Below are 20,806 nucleotides of genomic sequence, written 5' to 3' on the forward strand. Positions count from 1 at the left end.
TCGCTGAAGTTGCTAAATATGCCCCTGAGTGTGGAGGCCTGCGATGCCGAACTGAAGCTTCTAAGCGTTATGCTTATCTCCTTTCGGAATGAGCATAACGCTCAGGTGATGCTATAGCGCACAACACCAGAGAAAGAGCCAACTCAATGTTGGGGGGTTACTCCATACATTGAGGATGGATGCGCAATAACAGTGAGGGTGGGTTTTCACACGTGAACGAATTTTGTGAATTGCCAAAACACCCCGTAATAAAATCACCTGAACTTTGTAGTATTTGGCACCAGGGAAACCTGATAAAAATCAAAATATTTAGCTTTGGCATCAACTCTTAACATATTGATATTGCCTATTATATTTCTTTGACAGACTCCAGCAATGCGGGGTTGATGACTTACGATCAACCTGAAAGCGGCTAATCACAGGAAACCTTTTCAACTCGGAAAAGGTTTTTCTGTGGTGATTGCCGTACTGACCTGCGCAGCATAAGCGTCGGTCAAGATTTACGGAGTTCTGCTGATGTCTTATTGTGATACACCTGAACAGGCCGCCATCATCGGTTGGTCTGGAACCAAACTGGTGGTCAGGGCTTTTTCCGGTACGGGCAAAACATCAACCCTGGTGCGCTTTGCTCTGGCCAATCCTGACATCAAGATGCTTTATCTCGCCTATAGCCGAGCCGTCAGGGATGAAGCGGTTCAGAAATTCCCGTTTAATGTTGTGTGCATGACCTCACATCAGTTGGCCTGGCCAAATTTCGGCCGGCATTACGAGAAGCGGTTAACGGGGAATCTGCGGATCACTGACGTCGCCCGTCAACTCAATACCCGTCACTGGCCGCTGGCCAGAACGGCGATCACCACCTTCAGTGCCTTTCTGTGTAGTGCCGACAACGAATTTGGGGTGCAACATCTGCCTGATGAAGAGGCTCGCAGCGGACTCTCTGCAGAGAAAATCCTGACCGCAGCGAAACAGCTCTGGCGCGAATCTGTGCGCCAGGACGGCACGTTTCCTGTCACGCACGATGTCTATCTCAAGCTGTACCAACTCTCTCAACCAGACCTCTCGAAGCGCTGGCAGACGCTGCTGTTTGATGAGGCTCAGGATGCAAATCCGGTCACACAGAGCCTGGTGCTGTCGCAGCGCTGTAGCGTGGTGTTGGTCGGTGACCGTCATCAGCAAATTTATCGGTTCCGTGGCGCCGAGAATGCACTTGATGCACCGGCCCTGGTTGATGCGGAACAGTTGAACCTGACCCACAGCTTCCGGTTTGGACCTGCGGTGGCCAGAGTGGCCAACATGCTGCTGGCCCGCCAGGGCGAAACTCTGCCTGTTATCGGTGATGGTGGGGAGGACTGTGTGGTGTCATGTCTTACTGAGGAAACGCAAGCCCAGCATGTCACGGTGTTAAGCCGTACCGTTGCCGGCGTGATTGGCACAGCACTTGACGCCAGTCTGGCCGGCAAAAAGGTGTTCTGGATCGGTGACATTACCGGCTACAAGACCGAGGAGCTGGAGGACCTATACTGGTTTTCTGCCGATATGCCTGAACGTATGCGCTCGCCGACTTTGTCGCGAGCCTACCGTGATTTTGATGAATACGAGTCGGTAGCAAAAGCCAGCAAAGACCCGGAGATGAACCAGGAACTACGGCTTCTTGATCAGTATTTCCCGTTGCCGCAGAAGCTGCAGGTGATGCGTGAGTATGCGGTCACCGACGAGGCCAAGGCTCAGGTTACTGTCTCTACAGCACACCGCAGTAAAGGTCTGGAGTGGCCGGTAGTCGTCCTGAATGAAGACTTTATTGATATCACCGATCCGCTGTTGCCTGAGGATGAACGTACCGATGAGACCAATTTGCTGTACGTGGCTGTCACCCGCGCGCGGAAAACCCTGGTCACGAACGCGTTGCTGCAGGCGCTTCTCGACGACGAAGCTGTGGATGGCAGAGAAGGGGGCACGGCAGCATGCTGAAGGCCATCAAGGCGCTGCTGGTCGGCACCCCAGAAGTGCCGGCCAGGAGCAACGCCTCATCACCTGCGGGGCCGGCGGGGTATTTTATGCCGCAGTCCGCCACGCAGCTGCTGAACATGCCGGCCCGTAAACAGTGCCTTCAGCAGCTGTGGGAGAACAGTGCACTGCCAAAGGATTTGTACGAGCAGTTCTACCTGCAACCACTTCACAAGCTGGTCACGCTGATGCAGGTGTTGCCGGCAGCGCCGCAGGGTGAGTATGTCAGGGAAGGGGGGTTAGTTGATGTTACCCTGCAGACGACGACCTATGCGGTGCGTCTGGCCAAAGGGCACATGCTGCCACCAGGCGCACCGCCCGAAGAGCAATCAGCCCAGAATGTGCAGTGGAATGTCGTGGTGTTTTACGCTGCGCTTTGGCATTACCTGCCACTGTTGAGCCAGCTTCATGGCGAGTTCCAAAGTGGCCGTGCCTGGTTACCTGGTCTGACGGTGCCGAGCGAACCCTACCGTTTTCGCCTCAGGGCAACTCCGTCAGCCCCGACATTGGCATCAAGTCAAAGTGCAATGATTGCTGCACGGCTGTTGCCTGCAGAGGTCATCGATTGGCTATCAACATTGCCGGCGGCTACACATTCGTTGATGGCGATCGCTTCCCGACAACCCAGCGCATTATCTGTGATAGACGACATTATCCTGGACGCGGCCAAGCTGGCGCGCGGTGATGGTTTGTTCGTATCGTCTTCGCCGGTATCTATCTCCGACACATTGACCGTAGCCTTACCGTCGGTGGCACCGCCTACTGAAAATATCACCTCTTCAGTACCCGCTGTTGATTTGCAAAGTGCAGTCAGCAGCACCAATACACCGCTCGTTGAGGAGCCGTTGCAGGCGGAGACATTAAATCAGCCCGAAGAGACAGAGGCGGCGGAATTACTGAGCTCTGCTCTGGATGCACCGGTTAACGATAAGCCTTTAGCTGAGATGGTCCTAGCGTCTGAAGCGGTGGTTGGCGTTGAGGAGGATATGCAGGCTCTGTTGTCATTAATGGCGGTTGAGGTGTCAGCACCGACTTGCCAGGTTAGCCAGGAAGAGGGAGACGCCCCTCAGAAAGAGAGCCCTATCCCTGAAAATAACCAGGAGCCGGTACATGACATACCTACTGTAATTGAAGATAACTGTGATTCGCCAGACGTAATCGAACCTTTTTTATCGGAGAGTATCGATACAAGGGCTATTTCAGAGCCTCAGTATTCATCAAAGAAGCCACAGTTAGAAGAGAATAACGCGGAAGGTAATTTGATTGCAGGAAATAATATTGGGGATTCTTTCCTGCAGTGGTTGAGCCTCGGAGTAAAGAAAGGGGGTATATCAATTAATACTATAGATTCCAGAGCACATATTGTCAGTGGCTTCGTATTTCTCTGTGTGCCAGATATTTTTCATCTGTATATCAAAGAAAATGATTTGGAGCGTACTGACCGAAACTCTATCCAAAAGGCGTTTGAAAAACTGGGAAGACATCGGATCCGTAAGGGGCAGCGATTCTTTATTGGCCATCTTTATGAAAAGCCAGAGGGGATGGGTTCATACCGTCGCATCAATGGTTACCTGATTAAGGCAAATAGTTTATATGGCGGAACAAGAGTACCCGAGGACAGCCAGTTACTCGTGATCCCGTAGTCGTTTGATGCAAGGATAATCTCATAAAATGTTGGGTAAAACTGACGAATTCTGAGTGGATAAATAAACTAATTCGAGGTTATGAAATGAAAAGCGAAGAAAAGATGCACGATGAGTGGGAGTTTCTGCTCGAGGAGTATTTTTTTACCAAGCAACTTCGTTCAGCAACGGAATGGAGTTATAGGAAAGTAGTCCTAACGTTTACGCGTTTTATTGGCGGAACTATAACACCCGCCATGGTGACGCAAAGGGATGTGTTGCTTTGGCGCCGGCATCTGTTAAAGGAGAAAAACCTTTCGGTGCATACCTGGAACAATAAGGTGGCCCACTTGCGGGCAATATTTAATCTGGGTATTAAAAAAACTTTGATTCAGCACACTGAGAATCCTTTTAATGGAACGGTTGTACGGTCTGACACTAAGAAAAAACGAATATTGACGAAGTCTCAATTGACCCGTCTTTATCTCGTGATGCAACAGTATGAACAAAGGGAGAAAGAGAGAAAACCAGTCAAGGGTGGAAGGTGCGCACTTTATCCAACCTGGTTCTGGATGACGGTATTAGACACATTTCGATATACCGGTATGCGTAACAATCAGATGATCCACATCAGACTGAGAGATGTGAACCTTGAGCAAGGCTGGATCGAGCTCCGCCTTGAAGGTAGCAAAACCCATCGGGAGTGGAAAGTGCCGGTAGTTCGTCAACTAAGAGAGCGAATAAAGCTACTCATTATGCGTGCAACAGAGCGAGGCGCTGGCCAGCATGACCTGCTCTTTGATGTCAAACGATTCACCAGCCCACGTCATGCTCATTACATCTATGACGAGAAAAATGTTCTGCAGTCGTTCCGTAGTTTTTATCGTCGGTTGTCCAGGGAAAGTGGCTTCGATATTTCCTCACACCGTTTCCGTCACACGCTTGCTACGGAACTGATGAAATCCCCGGACAGAAATCTAAAACTGGTGAAAGATCTGCTGGGTCACCGTAACGTCAGCACAACAATGGAATACATCGAATTGGATATGGAAGTGGCAGGGAAAGCACTTGAACAGGAGCTTGTTTTACATACGGATATCACTGCGACGAGAAGCTTACAAAGCTTGACACAGGCATGATTTGCTGTGATTATCACCAGTTATCGAGAAAAGGACGCCTGTGCTGTAACACAGGCATCCTTCTTGAGGAATTCAACTTACAACGTCGTAGTGGTAAAGGGTTGCTTAACCACCTATTTGACAAGTCGATTCCGTATTAACCACCCGTTAAAGTTCTCATCCTTTAACCAATGTGCATTGATGCAGAATTAGTGGTGCCCGGACTCGGAATCGAACCAAGGACACGGGGATTTTCAATCCCCTGCTCTACCGACTGAGCTATCCGGGCAACGCGCAGCATTAAACCGTATTGGGCGGGGGCCGTCAACGGCTTTATGCGTGAAATACCTGAAAAAGCATTCGGTTGCTGACTTTTCAGGCAGGGAGCGCAAAAGTACGCCCGTTTTGGTGGCGAAAGTGCCTCGGCAGCCCGGCTTTCCGCCGTTCAATCAGCCTAATGCGCCGTTCCTGCGGCACTGCGCTACCTGCAAGATATCTTCCGCCAGCCGTTTGGCGACGGATACATCCTGGAGCTGGCGTTTTACCAGCAGTTTGCTCAGACAACCTTCCTGAATCAGCTCCATTTGCTGCGCCACCATATCGGCGTCGTCGGCGTCCATTTGGCGCAACAGGTCGCGGGTCAGCTCCAGCGATGTCAGCTTCTGCTGCTCCGCCAATTGGTGTATCGGGTGATCCGTTTCCGGGAAGAAGCTGCAGGCGGCGATAAACAGGCAACCGGGATAGCGATCGTGCTGCACGTATTCCGCCAGCACGTCATAGCGCGCCAGCAGCTTTTGCTGCGGGCTCAGGTTTTCGTCCAGCAGCAGTTGGCGGCGCCAGGTATCGATTTGCTGGCCGTGGTAGCGCAGGCTGTCGTACAGCAGCGCCTCGCGGTCCGGCCAAAAGCGTTTGAGATCGCCGGGCTGCACCTCAAGTTTTTCCGCCAGCATTTCCAACGTGGTGGTCGCCAGGCCCTGTTGTTCCAACAGCCCCAGTGCGGTATCAAGAACGTGTTCACGTTGCACTTGTGCTTCCTCCAAATTCGATTCCGAACTTCAGTGTTATTTATTGCACCGCTTTCTGCAAATGCGCGTTAAACGCCGGCGCATCCATAAATCCGGTTACCCGCTGGGCCGTCAGCTCTTGGCCTGCACCGTTAAAGAACAGAATGGTCGGCAGCCCAAGGACCTTCAGGTGATTGAGCAACGCCGCCTGTTCGGCGTCGTTGGCGGTGACGTCCGCCTGTAGTAATACCACGTTAGCCAGCTTAGCCTGAACCGCCGCGTTGCTGAAAGTATATTTCTCGAACTCCTTGCAGGCGACGCACCAGTCGGCGTACAGATCCAGCATCACCGGTTTCCCCTGTGCCTGCTGCAGCGCCAGATTGAGTTGTTCCACGCTATCAATCCGCGTGAAGTTCAGGTGCGGCAGGTTGGCCTGCTGCGCGCTGGTGGCGCCGAAGGCCCAGTCTTGCAGCGGCTTTGCGGCTATCACCGCTGCCGCCAGCAGCAGCAGCTGTAATGCGCGCGCCCAGCCGCGTGAGGTTTTCAGACTCAGGGCGAAGGCCCAGCCGAAGAACGCCAGACCCAGCAGGCTCCACATCCGCAGCCCCCACAGGTCGCCGAGCACCCGCTCCAACAGGAATACCGGCAGCGCCAGGATCACGAAGCCGAAGGCTTCTTTTACATACTGCATCCACGGCCCGCTGCGGGGCAGCAGGCGGTTGCCGAACAGGGTTGCCAGCACCAGCGGGATGCCCATCCCCAACGCGTAGAGATACAAAGTGCCGCCGCCGGCCCACATATTGCCGCTCTGGGCGATGTAAAGCAGGATGGCGCTGAGCGGCGCGGTGGTGCAGGGCGAACAAATTAATCCGGCCAGCGCGCCCATCAGGAACACGCCGGGCAGCGAGCCGCCTTTTTGGGTATTGCTCCAGCCCGCCAGCCGCGTTTGCAGCGAAGAAGGGAGCTGCAGCGAATACAGGCCAAACATCGACAGCGCCAGCGCGATAAACAACACCGACAGGCCGATCAACACGTACGGATGCTGCAACGCCGCCTGGAACTGCAGCCCGGCGGCCGCGACGACCAGGCCAAGCAGGGTATAGGTGAGTGCCATGCCCTGTACGTAAACCACCGCCAGCGCCAGGATGCGCCCGCTGCTGTGCGGCTTTTCGCGGCCCAGAATGATGCCCGAAATCAGCGGGTACATCGGCAGCACGCAGGGAGTGAAGGCAATGCCGATACCGATCAACAGGGCCCAAAGCGGCGAAAACGGCAGGCTGGCCGGCGCGGGTTCCGTTGGCGCGTCAACGGGCGGTGCGGCGGCGCTCACCGCATCCAGCGGGATCACCCGCGTTTCAGGCGGGTAGCAGAAACCGGCCTCCGCGCAGCCCTGATAGGTTACGCTCAGGCTGGCGCCGGTGGCCGCCTGTTGCAGTGGAATTTTCAACGCGAGTTGTTGCTTGAAAATAGCGACGTCACCGAAGAATTCATCCTTGTGGCTCAGTCCTTCGGGCAACGTAAAGGTGCCTAGCGTTGCCTGCTGCGGTACCAGCTTGATCTGCTGACGATAGAGGTAGTAACCGGGGCGGATTTGCCAGTTCAGGGCCAACTGGTGATTCTGTTGTTTAAAGTCAAAGGCGAATGCCTGATCGACAGGCACGAACTGGCTGCCGCCGCTTTGGCCGAACAAGGAGGCCTGAGCCGCCTGCGGCAAAAAAAACAGGCTGCAGAGCAGGAATATTACTTTAATGAGGCGTTGATCCATAACAGGTAGTCTTTATCTCCAGCCATCACCGGCAGCACCAACAGCTCGGGCGTTTGATACGGGTGATGTTGTTTCAGGGTATTGAGCAGGGCGTCTTGATGGCGGCGGTCGCTTTTGAACAACATCTGCACTTCGTATTCCTGTTCCAGTTTCCCTTCCCAGTAATAGAGCGATGTCGCGCCGGGCAGCAGCGTGGCGCAGGCTGCCAGCTTTTCCCCCAAAACCCGGGCCGCCAGGTCTTGCGCGGTAGCCTCATCGGGTGCAGTGCAGAGTATGACGACAGCTTCGCAATCAGACATTTTCAGCCCTCTCATCCAGATTATCAGTAGGCACTATACCCTGAAGGCGAGTTGGCTAGAAGGCGAGTTTATCGCCAGTGAGGCGAGGTTCGGGAGAGAACCGGGGCCGCAGCCCCGGTAAAAACATTACAACATCACGCTGCCCAGCAGGAAGCCGAACAGCACCGACAATACCACCCCGATGGTGCCGGGGATAAAGAACGGGTGGTTAAACACGAAACGCCCGATGCGCGTGGTGCCGGTATCGTCCATCTGCACCGCCGCGACCAGTGTCGGGTAGGTCGGCAGAATGAACAGGCCGGAAACGGCGGCGAAGGACGCGATGGCGGTCAGCGGCGAGACGTTCAGCGCCAGCGCCATCGGCATCAGCGCCTTGGCGGTGGCGGCCTGCGAGTACAGCAGCGCCGAACAGAAGAAGAAAATCACCGCCAGCAGCCACGGATGGGATTGAATGACTGCGCCTGCGGTCTCTTTGATCCAGTCGATGTTGGCCTGCACGAAGGTATCGCCCAACCAGGCCACGCCCAGAATACAGATACAGGCGCTCATGCCGGCTTTGAAAGTACTGGAGTTGAGCACCATATCGGTGTCGACCCGGCACAGCAGGGTGGTCAGGGTAGCGACGCTCAGCATGATGATCAAAATGGCATTGGTGGTGTTCATCAAGGGTTTTGCCACCAACCCAAGGCCCGGGCTGTTGATGATGGCGTAGGCCACCACGCAGACCACGCCCAGCAGGAACAGCAGCACCGAGGCTTTGGCGCGCGGTTTGATGTCTATCGCCTTGTTGCCGCGCAGGGTGATCAGGCCTTCTTCCAGGCGTTTCAGGTAAACCGGATCGTCAGACAGTTTGGAGTCAAACAGCCAGGACACCAGCAGCGACATCAACAGCACGGCGCAGAAGGTGGACGGCATCACCACCATCAGCATGTGCAGATAACTGACGCCGTGACCTTCCATCACTGAAGACATGTACACCACGGCGGCGGAGATCGGCGAGGCGGTGATGGCAATCTGCGCCGCCACTACGGCGGTAGACAGCGGTCGGCAAGGCTTGATGCCCTGTTCTTTCGCCACTTCGGCGATGACCGGCAGTGCGGAGAGCGAGATATTGCCGGTGCCGGCGAAGATAGTCAGGAAATAGGTGACGATCGGCGCCAGAATCGTGATGTGTTTAGGGTTCTTGCGCAGCAGTTTTTCCGTTTGCTGAACCAGATAATCCATACCGCCGGCCACCTGCATGGCCGAGATCGCGGCAATCACCGCCATGATGATGGAAATAACGTCGAAGGGGATGCTGCCCGGCTTAACGCCAATCAACGCGAGGACCAAAACCCCCAATCCGCCTGCAAATCCGATGCCGATACCGCCCAATCTGGCCCCTAAAAAAATGGCCAGCAGAACGATAACCAATTCTACGGCTAACATAGTGTCTACTCCTTAAAATAAGATATCCCCGTCATCCTTGAAACTGCATCGGTGTTGGCTGCGAGCACTCACCCCAGTCACTTACTTGAGTAAGCTCCTGGGGACTTGCGCTCTTGCCGCCTTGATGCAGCCCCAATGATTTGGGGTATAAATTGAAAAAAAAACGTTAAAATTTTGTGGGCGCCGGAAAGTAAAAAGGCACGCTATCCAGAGGATTTAGCGTGCCTTTTTAGGGCTACCGGGTGTATCTGTTATTGTTCATTTTCATCCGTATAGCGTTTGGCTTTATAGGCCGGGTGCATCAGGTTCTCCACGGAGAAGATGTCATCCAGCTCGGCTTCGGTCAGCAGGCCGCGTTCCAGCACCACTTCGCGCACGCTCTTGCCGGTTTCGGCGCAGATCTTCCCGACGATGTCACCGTTGTGGTGGCCAATGAACGGGTTCAGATAGGTGACGATACCGATAGAGTTGAACACGTAGTGTTCGCACACTTCTTTGTTCGCGGTAATGCCGTTGATGCATTTTTCCAGCAGGTTATAGCAGGCGTTGGTCAGGATATGGATTGACTCAAACATCGCCTGGCCAATCACCGGCTCCATCACGTTCAACTGCAGCTGGCCCGCTTCGGCGGCCATGGTAACGCAAGTGTCGTTGCCAATCACCTTGAAACACACTTGATTGACCACTTCCGGTATCACCGGGTTCACCTTGGCCGGCATGATGGAGGAGCCCGCCTGCAGTTCCGGCAGGTTGATTTCGTTCAGGCCGGCGCGCGGGCCTGAAGATAGCAGGCGCAGGTCGTTACAAATCTTGGACAGTTTCACCGCCAGACGTTTCAATGCGCTGTGCACCATCACGTAGGCGCCGCAATCGGAGGTGGCTTCGATCAGGTCTTCGGCCGGCAATACCGGCAGGTTGCTGACTTCCGCCAGTTTTTGTACCGCCAGGTGCTGGTAGCCTTCCGGCGTGTTCAGCGCAGTACCAATCGCCGTGGCGCCCAGGTTCACTTCCAGCAGCAGTTCTGCCGTGCGATGCAGGTTACGGGTTTCTTCTTTCAGCAGCACGCTGAACGCATGGAATTCCTGCCCCAGGGTCATAGGTACGGCATCCTGCAACTGGGTGCGGCCCATTTTCAGAATGGTTTCGAACTCTTTCGCTTTGCGATCAAAGCCTTCACGCAGCTGGTTGATGGCGTCGATCAGTTTCTGGTTGGAGGCGTACACCGCGATGCGGAAACCGGTAGGGTAGGCGTCGTTGGTCGACTGGCATTTATTAAGGTGATCGTTAGGGTTCAGGTATTGATATTCGCCTTTCTGATGGCCCATCAGTTCCAGACCGATATTCGCCAGCACTTCGTTGGTATTCATGTTCAGCGAGGTACCCGCGCCGCCCTGGAACACGTCGACCGGGAACTGGTCCATGCATTTGCCTTTATCCAACACTTCGTCACAGGCCTGGATGATGACATCGGCGATGTTACGCGGAATGGTTTTCAGCTCTTTATTTGCCAGCGCTGCGGCTTTTTTTACCATCACCATGCCACGGACAAACTCGGGCACATCGCTGATTTTGCTGTTGCTGATATAGAAGTTTTCAATCGCACGCAGGGTATGAACACCGTAATAGGCTTCTGCGGGGACTTCACGTGTTCCTAACAGGTCTTCTTCGATACGAATGTTGTTTGACATGAGAACCTTCTTTAGTTGCTGCCGAAGTTATTATTTGTCTGATAACCAAATCATGTTGCCGAAGGCTTCAGGCGCGAAACGATTAACCATGGCGCCTGTAGCTGCCCAGATCATATGCTGGTTAGTAATAAATGACTGAATCCAGATCACCTTCTGAGCCTTCTGGAATCACGCTTTTCCCGTTCTGTGATCTCATTCACGTTTGTTAACTTTAGCAATAAAAAAAGGCCTTTGGTTGAAATGGCGGCGGGATGACCCCATTGTAATGATGTCGGCCGTTTACCGGCCCCTCTTTTCGCGTTGCCGCCACCGTGCGGGAACGCGCCGCTACCTATAGGAGAACCAGGTGCGCTGGTTACCGTTACTGCTGATATTTCTGTTGGCTTACATCGAAATATCTCTCTTTATCAAGGTCGCCGCCGTATTGGGCGTGGCGATAACTCTGCTGCTGGTGGTGTTCACCTCTTGCGTCGGCATTTCGCTGGTGCGCAACCAGGGCATGAAAACCTTCGTGCAAATGCAACAGAAATTGGCCGCAGGTGAGAGCCCGGCGGCGGAAATGGTGAAAAGCGTATCGCTGGTGCTGGCGGGCTTCCTGCTGTTGGTTCCGGGGTTCTTCACCGACTTCCTCGGCCTGTTGCTGCTGCTGCCGCCGGTGCAGAAATCGCTGACGCTGAAACTGATGCCACACCTTTCGGTTTATCGTCCCGGCGGTTGGAGCCAGGGCGGCGATGCCGCCAACGGCAACACCTTCGATGGCGAATTTCAACGTAAGGACGACGATCGTTATACGTTGGGAAACCAGCCGGACGATCATGACAAGCGTAACGATCGTTGAGAAAACGCGGCCCCGGCCGCGTTTTTCACATTTGTCCCCTCTGGATTGCCGTCAAAAGCGAAAATTTTTTTGGCCGGGCCCTTGAAGGGGGATGGAATGCCCCCATCTCAAATCCCACGAGGCCGGTAATAACAATCCGGTGACAACCCTAAGTCTGATAGAAACCTTCTTACAGGAGAGCGTTCAATGAGTATTCGTCCATTGCATGACCGCGTTATCGTCAAGCGCAAAGAAGTTGAATCAAAATCTGCTGGCGGCATCGTTCTGACTGGCTCTGCAGCGGGTAAATCTACTCGTGGTGAAGTTGTGGCAGTGGGTAAAGGGCGTGTTCTGGAAAGCGGCAACATCCAGCCGCTGGATGTGAAAGTTGGCGATATCGTGATTTTCAACGACGGCTACGGCGTGAAAGCAGAGAAGATCGACAATGAAGAAGTGTTGATCATGTCCGAAAGCGACATTCTGGCAATTGTTGAAGCGTAATTACGCTTTATCTTCTGAACTGAACGAAACGAGTTGAAGGGAAATACCAATGGCAGCTAAAGACGTAAAATTCGGCAATGACGCTCGCGTGAAAATGCTCCGCGGCGTGAATGTTCTCGCTGATGCAGTAAAAGTGACCCTGGGCCCGAAAGGCCGTAACGTAGTGCTGGATAAATCCTTCGGCGCTCCTACCATCACTAAAGATGGCGTATCCGTTGCCCGTGAAATCGAACTGGAAGACAAGTTTGAAAACATGGGTGCGCAGATGGTGAAAGAAGTGGCCTCCAAAGCGAACGACGCTGCGGGCGACGGCACCACCACTGCAACCGTACTGGCTCAATCTATCATCACCGAAGGCCTGAAAGCAGTCGCCGCCGGCATGAACCCGATGGATCTGAAGCGCGGTATCGACAAGGCTGTTGTCGCAGCCGTTGAAGAGCTGAAAAAACTGTCCGTACCTTGCTCTGACTCCAAAGCTATCGCTCAGGTAGGCACCATCTCTGCAAACTCCGACGAAACCGTGGGTAAACTGATTGCAGAAGCCATGGAGAAAGTGGGCAAAGAAGGCGTTATCACCGTTGAAGAAGGCACTGGCCTGCAAGACGAGCTGGACGTTGTTGAAGGTATGCAGTTCGACCGCGGTTACCTGTCTCCGTACTTCATCAACAAACCGGAAACCGGCTCTATCGAACTGGAAAGCCCGTTCATCCTGCTGGCTGACAAAAAAATCTCCAACATCCGCGAAATGCTGCCAGTACTGGAAGCCGTGGCGAAAGCCGGCAAACCACTGCTGATCATCGCTGAAGACGTTGAAGGCGAAGCCCTGGCGACTCTGGTGGTCAACACCATGCGCGGCATCGTGAAAGTGGCTGCGGTTAAAGCACCTGGTTTCGGCGACCGTCGTAAAGCCATGCTGCAGGATATCGCTACCCTGACTGGCGGTACCGTGATCTCTGAAGAGATCGGCCTGGAGCTGGAAAAAGCGACTCTGGAAGACCTGGGTACTGCCAAACGTATCGTTATCAACAAAGACACCACTATCATCATCGATGGCAATGGTGAAGAACCTGCGATCCAGGGCCGTGTGTCCCAGATTCGTCAGCAGATCGAAGAAGCAACTTCTGATTACGACCGTGAAAAACTGCAAGAGCGCGTAGCTAAACTGGCTGGCGGCGTTGCGGTTATCAAAGTCGGTGCCGCTACCGAAGTTGAAATGAAAGAGAAGAAAGCGCGCGTTGAAGATGCTCTGCACGCAACCCGTGCTGCGGTAGAAGAAGGCGTAGTTGCCGGCGGTGGTGTTGCGCTGATTCGCGCAGCGTCCAAACTGAGCGAACTGCGTGGCGTGAACGAAGATCAGAACGTGGGTATCAAAGTTGCGCTGCGCGCAATGGAATCGCCACTGCGTCAGATCGTTCTGAACTGCGGCGAAGAGCCATCTGTTGTTGCCAACACCGTGAAAGCGGGCGAAGGTAACTACGGTTACAACGCAGCAACTGAAGAATACGGCGACATGATCGCGATGGGTATCCTGGATCCAACCAAAGTAACCCGTTCTGCTCTGCAGTACGCGGCTTCTGTGGCTGGCCTGATGATCACCACCGAGTGCATGGTGACTGACCTGCCGAAAAGCGATGCGCCTGATTTAGGCGGTGCTGGCGGTATGGGCGGCATGGGTGGCATGGGCGGCATGATGTAATCATCCCCCACACTGTCTGTGTGCTGAGAACCCCGGCCAATTGGCCGGGGTTTTTTTATTCTGTGCTCTTTGCCGCACTGTATTTGATGATATTTTTGCAGCCCGGGGGGATTTAGCTGGTAAACTGATATTTCATCAGCTGTCGCTCAAGGCGTTGACCCGGTACCCGTGGCAACGGATGCTTAAGAGATAGCAACGCTTTCTGATAAGCTTGTGCAGAATTCTCAATATCATATGGGGAACAAGATGCGGATTAAAGCCTTACTGGGTCTTTCGGCAGCTATGCTGCTGGCAGGTTGCAGCAGCACCAACGAACTGTCCGCCGCAGGCCAGCAGGTCAAATTTACCGACACCAAACCGGCGGCTGAATGCCAGCTGGTGGGCGAAGTGACGGGCACCCAGAGCAACTGGTTGTCCGGTAACGGTGGCGAAGGCAGCTCTATGCGCGGTGCGGCAAACGACCTGCGTAACAAGGCGGCGGCAATGGGTGGCAATGTCATCTATGGCGCAACCAGCCCGACGCAGAACCTGCTTTCAAGTTTTGCCCCGCTGGACAGCAAAATGGTTGGCCAGGTTTACAAGTGCCCCTAACGCAGTAACGAGCAGGGTATAACATAAAAAAGAGGCATGCCCGTGCATGCCTCTTTTTGTATCTGGAACGGGCAGTCGATCAGCTTTGCATCAGATGCAGATCGAGAGGGGTCTTGCTTGGCTTGCCGCCGACTTCACGCGTCAGACGCGGCACCATGTAGCCTGAAACCTTGCTCAGCAGCGCCTGCATGATCGTGCGCGCTTCGTCGTCGCTGACCATAAAGTGCGCCGCGCCCTGAACCTTATCCAGTACGTGGATGTAATAGGGCAGAATGCCGGCGTCAAACAGCGCGTTGCTCAGCGTCGCCAGCGTGTCTGCGTTGTCATTGATACCGCGCAGCAGCACGCTCTGATTCAGCAATGTAACGCCTGCCAGACGCAGTTGCGCCATGCTGGCCTGTAGCTCGCGGTCAATTTCGTTGGCGTGGTTGATGTGCGTCACCATCAGCACCTGCAGGCGCGAAGCGGACAGCCGCCGGCACAGCTCCGGCGTAATGCGCGCCGGGATCACTACCGGCAGGCGGGTGTGGATACGCAGGCGTTTCAGGTGCGCAATGGCTTCCAACTCGCCGATCAGCCAGTCGAGTTCATGATCTTTCGCCATCAGCGGATCGCCGCCGGAGAAAATAATCTCATCCAGTTCCGGGTGTTGGCGGATATAATCCAGCGCCTGACGCCAGTTGGCCTTGTTGCCCTGGTTGTCCTGATACGGAAAATGGCGGCGGAAGCAGTAGCGGCAGTTGACCGCACAGCCACCCTTGACCAGCAGCAGAGCGCGGTTGCGGTATTTATGCAGCAGGCCGGGTACCACGCTGCGCTGTTCGTCCAGCGGATCGGTAGTGAAGCCGGGCGCATTGATGAATTCTTCGCTGGCGGTCAGCACCTGGCGCAGCAGCGGGTCGTTGGCATCGCCGGGGCGCATGCGTGCCGCGAAGGCGCGAGGGACGCGCAGCGCGAACAATCGACGGGCCTCGCGGCCCTGCGGCAGGTCCGGATGCGTATTCAGTGATAAAAGCTGCAGTAATTCATCAGGATCGGTAATAACATCGGCGAGTTGATGCAACCAATCTTCTCTATATGCCGTATTTTGGGTTATAATGTGTGCCATTTTTTTGGCTAAGCTACCAGTTTAAATATTCAGAGGGGCCATCATGGCGACTTATTCTAGCAACGATTTCCGTCCGGGTCTTAAAATCATGTTCGAAGGCGAGCCTTATGCCATCGAATCCAGCGAGTTCGTTAAGCCGGGCAAAGGCCAGGCGTTTGCACGCGTTAAAATGCGCCGTCTGCTGACCGGCAGCCGCGTAGAAAAAACCTTTAAATCTACTGACTCTTGCGAAGGCGCGGACGTTGTAGATACCAACATGAACTACCTGTACAACGACGGTGAGTTCTACCACTTCATGCACCCTGAGACTTTCGAGCAACACGGGGTTGAAGAAAAAACCGTTTCTGACGCGGCAAAATGGCTGCAAGATAACGCGGAATGTATCGTCACGCTGTGGGACGGCCGCCCAATCGCCGTTCAGCCACCGAACTTTATCGAAGCAGAAATCACTGATACCGATCCTGGTCTGAAAGGCGATACTGCCGGTACCGGCGGCAAGCCTGCGACCCTGAGCACTGGCGCCGTGGTAAAAGTGCCATTGTTCGTACAGATTGGCGAAGTTGTCCGTGTTGATACTCGTTCTGGCGAATACGTTTCACGCGTAAAATAAGTTTCCAAACAAAGGAGCCCTGAGTGGCTCCTTTGCTTTATCCCCTTCCGCATATCGTTGGCAGACTCAGCATGATGAAGAAAACTCTGTTGGCCGTGATCTCCCTGTTGTTACTTGTTTCCCTTAGCGGTTGTAATACTTTCCGCGGTTTCGGTGAGGATGTTCAGCATCTCGGCGGCGCTATTTCGCGGACGGCCAGCTAAAAGCATTAATTTCAGTAATGTAATTGTGCAAAATAAACGCGTTTTAAACAGCAACTCCCGTTAATATTTACTAAACTTAGAAAGCCGTACTTTTTCGTCACTGACAAATAAGGACTTTCATATGCTGAAGAAAAGTATTATCGCGATTTTCTCTTTGATGATCCTGACCTCATTGACTGCATGCAACACTACCAAAGGCGTAGGTAAAGACGTGCAGGCCGGCGGGGAAGCCATCCAGCGCAGTGCAGAATAACCTGCCTTTTTGTCTCTTGTGGTATTCCACGTAAGCAGCCCCACCGTGGGATACCGCTTCACCTCCGCCCTTGGCAAACGCCACCTTTGTGCTGCTATCCTTCTCTGGCGCGGGTATAATTCCCGGGCATTTCCACAAGGCTAAACGGGACGACCTGTTTACGCATCAGCTTCCGGGGACGACCCCATCGTAACGGAGCCTGTTCATGGCTTGGATTATTCTGCTTATTGCCGGTTTGCTCGAGGTGGTGTGGGCTATCGGCCTGAAATACACCCAGGGATTTACCCGTCTTACGCCCAGCATTGTCACTGTCGCCGCCATGGTGGTCAGCATGCTGCTGTTGGCGCATGCCATGAAAACGCTGCCTGCCGGTACGGCTTATGCGGTCTGGACCGGTATCGGCGCGGTAGGCGCGGCAATTATGGGGATGGTGCTGCTCGGCGAGTCGACCAATATCGCGCGCATTCTCAGCCTGTGCCTGATTGTCGTCGGTATTCTCGGGCTGAAGTTCAGCAGTCAGTGATACCCGTCGTCTTTCACGCTGTCGCGTTGTGACCTGCACTCACTAACCTCAGTCGCTTACCTCAGTAATCTCCTGGAGATGGGTGCCTGGCGACAACTTGAAATCCATAGGCTATGTTGATGAACTGACAGGGCCCTGAAAAAAATAACAGGCGGCCAACGGGCGTCGGCCGCCTGAGCGGTTTACAGCGTGACGACGCCGATAACGGTGACCACGCTGAGGATGGCCGCCAGGCCATAGAACACCCATTTACTGGCCGGCACGTGAATTTTCAAATCGTGCATCGCATGGTGAATTCGGTGCAGACCGCACCACAGCGGCAGGATAATCATCAGCAGCAGGAACAGGCGGCCGATCAGGCTTTGGCAAAACGCCAGCACGCGGTCATAGCCCAAAGCGTCGCCGGGGAACAGGCCCAGCGGCAGCAAAATGCCGACCAGCAGCACGATGGCGGGCGCGACAATGGCTCCCCACATGCCGCCGGCGCCGAATAACCCCCAGAAAACCGGCTCGTCGGAGCGTTTAGGTGTTTGATTTATCATATTTCCTCCGGGTTACACCAAGGCTACGGCCAGAATGATTGCGCTGGCGATCAGCGTCACCGCCCACAGTGCTTTCACTATCGGCCCTGGCCCCATTTTCTCGTTGTTGACCACGATATTGGCGGCTTTCGGCGCCAGATCGAACCAGGTTTTGGTATGCAGCAGCGCCGCCAGCAGGGCGATAACGTTAATCAGCAGCACCAGCGGGTTTTGCAGAAAATCGACGAAACCGGCCCAGCTATCCACACCGCCTTTCAGCGCAAAAATGCCGTAAATCAGTACGATACTGAACCACACCGCCGGCACCGAAGTGCTTTCACGCAGCATATAGAAGCGGTAGAAACCGAGCTTTTGCCACCAGGTCGGCGTCATGGTGCGCACATAAGGCTTACGTTGTGTTGTCATTGCGGTTCTCTCCCTTATTGCGGCTTCAGCATGGCGATCATGAAGTCTTTGGCGCTTTCCACCTTGCCCTGCTGGATGGCAGCGGCCGGGTCGACGTGCTTCGGACACACTTCAGAGCAGTAACCGACAAAGGTACAGCTCCAGACGCCGTTCTGGCCGTTGAGTTGCGCCATGCGCTGCTTCTGGCCGTGATCGCGGTTATCCAGGTTATAGCGGTGCGCCAGGGTGATCGCCGCCGGGCCGATAAATTCCGGGTTCAGACCGAACTGCGGGCAGGCGGCATAGCACAGACCACAGTTGATGCAGCCGGAAAACTGGTGATATTTGGCCATTTGCGCCGGGGTCTGCACGTTAGGGCCATCTTCCGGCTTGCGGTTGTTGCCGATGATATAGGGCTTAATCGCCTCCAGGCTTTCGATAAAGTGGGTCATATCGACCACCAAATCGCGCTCGATCGGGAAGTTGCCCAGCGCTTCCACTTTCATGCCGCCGGTGTATTCGCGCAGGAAGGTTTTGCAGGCCAGTTTCGGCACCCGGTTAACCATCATGCCGCACGAGCCGCAGATTGCCATGCGGCATGACCAGCGGTAGGAAAGGTCGGGCGCCAGGTTATCCTTGATGTAGCCCAGCGCATCGAGCAACGAGGTTTGCTCGTCATAAGGCACCGCAAAGGTCTCGAAATGCGGCTCGGCGTCGCGTTCCGGGTTATAGCGCATGACCTCGATTTTCAGGGTGTTCATCTCAGCCATTTGCCTGCTCCTTGTCCTTTTTATCCTGCGCTTCGGCTTCAGCGCCGTACACACGTTTGGCCGGTGGCAGTTTGGTGATCTTCACGTCGCTGTATTCCAGCCGCGGTGCGCCATTCGGGTTATGGAACGCCAGCGTATGTTTCAGGAAGTTTACGTCGTCGCGCTCGGTACAGCCTTCGTCGAGACGTTGGTGCGCGCCGCGCGATTCTTTGCGGTTGAAGGCGGAGTGCGCCATGCATTCCGCCACGTCCAGCCCGTAGCCCAATTCGATGGTGTACAACAGATCGGTATTGAACACGCTGGATCTGTCGGTGATTTTGACGCGCTTGAAGCGCTCTTTCAGTTCGGCCAGCTTATCGATGGTCTTTTGCATCAGCTCCGGCGTGCGGTAGATGCCGCAGCCTTCTTCCATCGACAGGCCCATTTCATCGCGAATTTTTGACCAGTTTTCGTTGCCTTCCTGCTTCATCAGGTTGCTCAACCGGGCTTCGACATCACGGCCCTGAGCATCCAGCGCGCTGCCGTTGGCCGGGCTGCTTTCCAGCGCGCGGCGGGCGGCGTTCTCTCCGGCTACGCGGCCGAACACCACCAGTTCCGCCAACGAGTTAGAGCCGAGGCGGTTGGCGCCGTGCAGACCGACGGAAGAGCATTCGCCGACGGCGAACAGCCCTTTGATGCGGGTTTCGCAGTTCTGATCGGTTTCAATGCCGCCCATGGTGTAGTGCGCGGTCGGGCGCACCGGGATCGGCTCTTTCACCGGATCGACGCCGACGTAGGCCTTCGCCAGCTCACAGATGAACGGCAAACGTTCCAGCAGTTTCTTTTCGCCCAGGTGGCGCAGATCCAGATAGACCACGTCGCCGCGCGGGGTGGCGATGGTGCGGCCGGCGCGCCATTCGTGCCAGAAGGCCTGCGAAACCTTGTCGCGCGGACCGAGCTCCATATATTTGTTTTTCGGTTCGCCCAGCGGCGTTTCCGGCCCCATGCCGTAATCTTGCAGGTAACGATAGCCGTCCTTGTTCACCAGAATGCCGCCTTCGCCACGGCAACCTTCGGTCATCAGGATGCCGGAGCCAGGCAGGCCGGTAGGGTGATACTGAACGAACTCCATATCACGCAGCGGAATGCCGTGGTGGAACGCCATGCCCATGCCATCACCGGTGACGATGCCGCCATTGGTGTTGTAGCGGTATACGCGCCCGGCGCCGCCGGTAGCCATGACCACCGCATTGGCGCGGATCTGCACGCGGGTGCCTTCCATCATGTTCATCGCCACCAGGCCGCGGACCTGGCCGTCATCCACCAGAATGTCCAGCACGAAATGTTCGTCGAAACGCTGGATTTGCGGGTATTTGAGCGAGGTCTGGAACAGGGTGTGCAGCATATGGAAGCCGGTCTTGTCGGCGGCGAACCAGGTACGTTCAATCTTCATGCCGCCAAAGCGGCGCACGTTGACCGAACCGTCCGGCTTACGGCTCCACGGGCAGCCCCACTGTTCAAGCTGCGCCATTTCACGCGGGCAGTTGTGGACGAAATGATCGACCACGTCCTGCTCGCACAACCAGTCGCCACCGGCAACGGTGTCGTGGAAGTGGTAATCGAAGCTATCATGATCCTGAGTGACGGCGGCGGAGCCCCCTTCGGCGGCCACCGTATGGCTGCGCATCGGGTAGACTTTGGAAATCAGGGCGATTTTCAGTTGAGGGTTGGCTTCCGCTGCGGCTATTGCTGCGCGTAAACCAGCACCCCCGGCCCCAATAATGGCAAGATCGGCGTTAAAGGTTTGCACTGCATTCCTCCAATATTCTTGTTAAGAACGGCAAATTAAATATCTATGCTTAATATTTATAAAAACGCTTTGGGCACTAACGCATTGA

At 54.8% G+C, this 20,806-nt stretch carries 21 protein-coding genes and 1 tRNA gene; 11 read left to right on the forward strand and 11 right to left on the reverse strand.

All coding sequences use genetic code 11. The features are described 5' to 3' along the window. Positions 1-516 precede the first annotated feature (516 nt). The 3 genes from JK621_RS00660 (at position 517) to JK621_RS00670 (ending at position 4,768) form a co-directional block, all read left to right on the forward strand. Positions 517-1,971 (forward strand): UvrD-helicase domain-containing protein, encoded by a 1,455-nt coding sequence (locus JK621_RS00660; protein WP_212558240.1) that lies wholly within the window; start codon positions 517-519, stop codon positions 1,969-1,971. Then, the gene (locus JK621_RS00665) at positions 1,965-3,650 is read left to right on the forward strand and encodes a TraI domain-containing protein (RefSeq protein WP_212558241.1); all 1,686 of its coding nucleotides are present in this window, start codon (positions 1,965-1,967) and stop codon (positions 3,648-3,650) included. Before JK621_RS00660 ends, JK621_RS00665 begins: the two co-directional genes overlap by 7 nt. Positions 3,651-3,736: 86 nt before the next feature. Further along, positions 3,737-4,768, forward strand: a complete 1,032-nt coding sequence (locus JK621_RS00670; protein ID WP_080281299.1) for a tyrosine-type recombinase/integrase — start codon at positions 3,737-3,739, stop codon at positions 4,766-4,768. A 192-nt stretch (positions 4,769-4,960) separates the two neighbouring features. On the opposite strand, the gene JK621_RS00675 is transcribed toward JK621_RS00670, so the two are convergent. The 6 genes from JK621_RS00675 to aspA form a co-directional block, all read right to left on the reverse strand. Further along, positions 4,961-5,036: transfer RNA gene (locus JK621_RS00675), tRNA-Phe, on the reverse strand. Between the two features lie 160 nt (positions 5,037-5,196). After that, on the reverse strand, positions 5,197-5,772 hold the full coding sequence (gene dicD, locus JK621_RS00680) for a division control transcriptional repressor DicD (RefSeq protein WP_212558242.1): 576 nt from the start codon (positions 5,770-5,772) through the stop codon (positions 5,197-5,199). 40 nt (positions 5,773-5,812) lie between these two features. After that, the gene (locus tag JK621_RS00685; RefSeq protein ID WP_212558243.1) at positions 5,813-7,516 is read right to left on the reverse strand and encodes a protein-disulfide reductase DsbD; all 1,704 of its coding nucleotides are present in this window, start codon (positions 7,514-7,516) and stop codon (positions 5,813-5,815) included. Continuing rightward, on the reverse strand, positions 7,492-7,815 hold the full coding sequence (gene cutA / locus JK621_RS00690) for a divalent cation tolerance protein CutA (protein WP_006322071.1): 324 nt from the start codon (positions 7,813-7,815) through the stop codon (positions 7,492-7,494). The genes JK621_RS00685 and cutA overlap by 25 nt, the downstream gene beginning before the upstream one ends. A gap of 126 nt (positions 7,816-7,941) precedes the next feature. After that, the gene (locus JK621_RS00695) at positions 7,942-9,243 is read right to left on the reverse strand and encodes an anaerobic C4-dicarboxylate transporter (RefSeq protein ID WP_212558244.1); all 1,302 of its coding nucleotides are present in this window, start codon (positions 9,241-9,243) and stop codon (positions 7,942-7,944) included. Positions 9,244-9,494: 251 nt separating this feature from the next. Next, positions 9,495-10,931, reverse strand: a complete 1,437-nt coding sequence (aspA, locus tag JK621_RS00700) for an aspartate ammonia-lyase (protein ID WP_212558245.1) — start codon at positions 10,929-10,931, stop codon at positions 9,495-9,497. A gap of 346 nt (positions 10,932-11,277) precedes the next feature. Here aspA and JK621_RS00705 point away from each other — a divergent pair, with 346 nt between their 5' ends. From JK621_RS00705 to JK621_RS00720, 4 genes are all read left to right on the forward strand, one after another. Beyond that, positions 11,278-11,769 (forward strand): FxsA family protein, encoded by a 492-nt coding sequence (locus JK621_RS00705; RefSeq protein ID WP_004952631.1) that lies wholly within the window; start codon positions 11,278-11,280, stop codon positions 11,767-11,769. 186 nt (positions 11,770-11,955) lie between these two features. Next, positions 11,956-12,249 (forward strand): co-chaperone GroES, encoded by a 294-nt coding sequence (locus tag JK621_RS00710; protein ID WP_004952634.1) that lies wholly within the window; start codon positions 11,956-11,958, stop codon positions 12,247-12,249. A 49-nt stretch (positions 12,250-12,298) separates the two neighbouring features. After that, positions 12,299-13,945, forward strand: a complete 1,647-nt coding sequence (groL, locus tag JK621_RS00715; RefSeq protein WP_212558246.1) for a chaperonin GroEL — start codon at positions 12,299-12,301, stop codon at positions 13,943-13,945. Between the two features lie 246 nt (positions 13,946-14,191). Then, the gene (locus JK621_RS00720; RefSeq protein ID WP_013811225.1) at positions 14,192-14,536 is read left to right on the forward strand and encodes a DUF4156 domain-containing protein; all 345 of its coding nucleotides are present in this window, start codon (positions 14,192-14,194) and stop codon (positions 14,534-14,536) included. 79 nt (positions 14,537-14,615) lie between these two features. Here JK621_RS00720 and epmB read toward each other — a convergent pair whose 3' ends face one another. Continuing rightward, positions 14,616-15,644, reverse strand: coding sequence for an EF-P beta-lysylation protein EpmB (epmB, locus tag JK621_RS00725; protein ID WP_212558247.1), 1,029 nt, complete (start codon positions 15,642-15,644; stop codon positions 14,616-14,618). A gap of 43 nt (positions 15,645-15,687) precedes the next feature. Here epmB and efp point away from each other — a divergent pair, with 43 nt between their 5' ends. The 4 genes from efp to sugE all read left to right on the forward strand — a co-directional run bounded on the left by efp (position 15,688) and on the right by sugE (position 17,233). Further along, a complete protein-coding gene (gene efp, locus JK621_RS00730; protein ID WP_004952647.1) occupies positions 15,688-16,254 on the forward strand; it encodes an elongation factor P in 567 nt (188 codons plus the stop codon). Positions 16,255-16,325: 71 nt separating this feature from the next. Then, positions 16,326-16,457 carry an entericidin A/B family lipoprotein gene (locus JK621_RS00735; protein WP_006323186.1) on the forward strand — a complete coding sequence of 44 codons (132 nt, stop codon included), beginning with the start codon at positions 16,326-16,328 and terminating at the stop codon, positions 16,455-16,457. A 121-nt stretch (positions 16,458-16,578) separates the two neighbouring features. Further along, entirely contained in the window at positions 16,579-16,710 is a 132-nt protein-coding gene (locus tag JK621_RS00740; protein ID WP_006323187.1) for an entericidin A/B family lipoprotein, read from the forward strand. Positions 16,711-16,915: 205 nt separating this feature from the next. Further along, positions 16,916-17,233, forward strand: a complete 318-nt coding sequence (gene sugE, locus JK621_RS00745) for a quaternary ammonium compound efflux SMR transporter SugE (RefSeq protein WP_212558248.1) — start codon at positions 16,916-16,918, stop codon at positions 17,231-17,233. 182 nt (positions 17,234-17,415) lie between these two features. Here the strand turns inward: sugE and frdD are convergent, their stop codons facing one another. From frdD to frdA, 4 genes are read right to left on the reverse strand one after another with little or no spacing between them, the layout of a single operon-like run. Further along, positions 17,416-17,775 (reverse strand): fumarate reductase subunit FrdD, encoded by a 360-nt coding sequence (frdD, locus tag JK621_RS00750; protein ID WP_212558249.1) that lies wholly within the window; start codon positions 17,773-17,775, stop codon positions 17,416-17,418. A gap of 12 nt (positions 17,776-17,787) precedes the next feature. Then, positions 17,788-18,180, reverse strand: a complete 393-nt coding sequence (gene frdC, locus JK621_RS00755) for a fumarate reductase subunit FrdC (protein ID WP_212558250.1) — start codon at positions 18,178-18,180, stop codon at positions 17,788-17,790. Between the two features lie 14 nt (positions 18,181-18,194). Next, complete coding sequence (locus JK621_RS00760; protein WP_006322025.1) at positions 18,195-18,929, reverse strand: succinate dehydrogenase/fumarate reductase iron-sulfur subunit; 735 nt, start codon at positions 18,927-18,929, stop codon at positions 18,195-18,197. After that, positions 18,922-20,718, reverse strand: a complete 1,797-nt coding sequence (gene frdA / locus JK621_RS00765; RefSeq protein ID WP_212558251.1) for a fumarate reductase (quinol) flavoprotein subunit — start codon at positions 20,716-20,718, stop codon at positions 18,922-18,924. The genes JK621_RS00760 and frdA overlap by 8 nt, the downstream gene beginning before the upstream one ends. Positions 20,719-20,806: the final 88 nt, after the last annotated feature.

This window comes from Serratia plymuthica, assembly GCF_018336935.1.
In the GTDB taxonomy this organism is placed as follows: Bacteria; Pseudomonadota; Gammaproteobacteria; order Enterobacterales; family Enterobacteriaceae; genus Serratia; species Serratia plymuthica_B.

Bases quoted from the DNA above. Each gene is read 5' to 3' on its own strand.
- JK621_RS00660 (WP_212558240.1), top strand. From the start codon at position 517: ATGTCTTATTGTGATACACCTGAACAGGCCGCCATCATCGGTTGGTCT.
- JK621_RS00665 (WP_212558241.1), top strand. From the start codon at position 1,965: ATGCTGAAGGCCATCAAGGCGCTGCTGGTCGGCACCCCAGAAGTGCCG.
- JK621_RS00670 (WP_080281299.1), top strand. From the start codon at position 3,737: ATGAAAAGCGAAGAAAAGATGCACGATGAGTGGGAGTTTCTGCTCGAG.
- JK621_RS00685 (WP_212558243.1), bottom strand. From the start codon at position 7,516: ATGGATCAACGCCTCATTAAAGTAATATTCCTGCTCTGCAGCCTGTTT.
- cutA (WP_006322071.1), bottom strand. From the start codon at position 7,815: ATGTCTGATTGCGAAGCTGTCGTCATACTCTGCACTGCACCCGATGAG.
- JK621_RS00695 (WP_212558244.1), bottom strand. From the start codon at position 9,243: ATGTTAGCCGTAGAATTGGTTATCGTTCTGCTGGCCATTTTTTTAGGG.
- aspA (WP_212558245.1), bottom strand. From the start codon at position 10,931: ATGTCAAACAACATTCGTATCGAAGAAGACCTGTTAGGAACACGTGAA.
- JK621_RS00710 (WP_004952634.1), top strand. From the start codon at position 11,956: ATGAGTATTCGTCCATTGCATGACCGCGTTATCGTCAAGCGCAAAGAA.
- groL (WP_212558246.1), top strand. From the start codon at position 12,299: ATGGCAGCTAAAGACGTAAAATTCGGCAATGACGCTCGCGTGAAAATG.
- JK621_RS00720 (WP_013811225.1), top strand. From the start codon at position 14,192: ATGCGGATTAAAGCCTTACTGGGTCTTTCGGCAGCTATGCTGCTGGCA.
- epmB (WP_212558247.1), bottom strand. From the start codon at position 15,644: ATGGCACACATTATAACCCAAAATACGGCATATAGAGAAGATTGGTTG.
- efp (WP_004952647.1), top strand. From the start codon at position 15,688: ATGGCGACTTATTCTAGCAACGATTTCCGTCCGGGTCTTAAAATCATG.
- JK621_RS00735 (WP_006323186.1), top strand. From the start codon at position 16,326: ATGATGAAGAAAACTCTGTTGGCCGTGATCTCCCTGTTGTTACTTGTT.
- JK621_RS00740 (WP_006323187.1), top strand. From the start codon at position 16,579: ATGCTGAAGAAAAGTATTATCGCGATTTTCTCTTTGATGATCCTGACC.
- sugE (WP_212558248.1), top strand. From the start codon at position 16,916: ATGGCTTGGATTATTCTGCTTATTGCCGGTTTGCTCGAGGTGGTGTGG.
- frdD (WP_212558249.1), bottom strand. From the start codon at position 17,775: ATGATAAATCAAACACCTAAACGCTCCGACGAGCCGGTTTTCTGGGGG.
- frdC (WP_212558250.1), bottom strand. From the start codon at position 18,180: ATGACAACACAACGTAAGCCTTATGTGCGCACCATGACGCCGACCTGG.
- JK621_RS00760 (WP_006322025.1), bottom strand. From the start codon at position 18,929: ATGGCTGAGATGAACACCCTGAAAATCGAGGTCATGCGCTATAACCCG.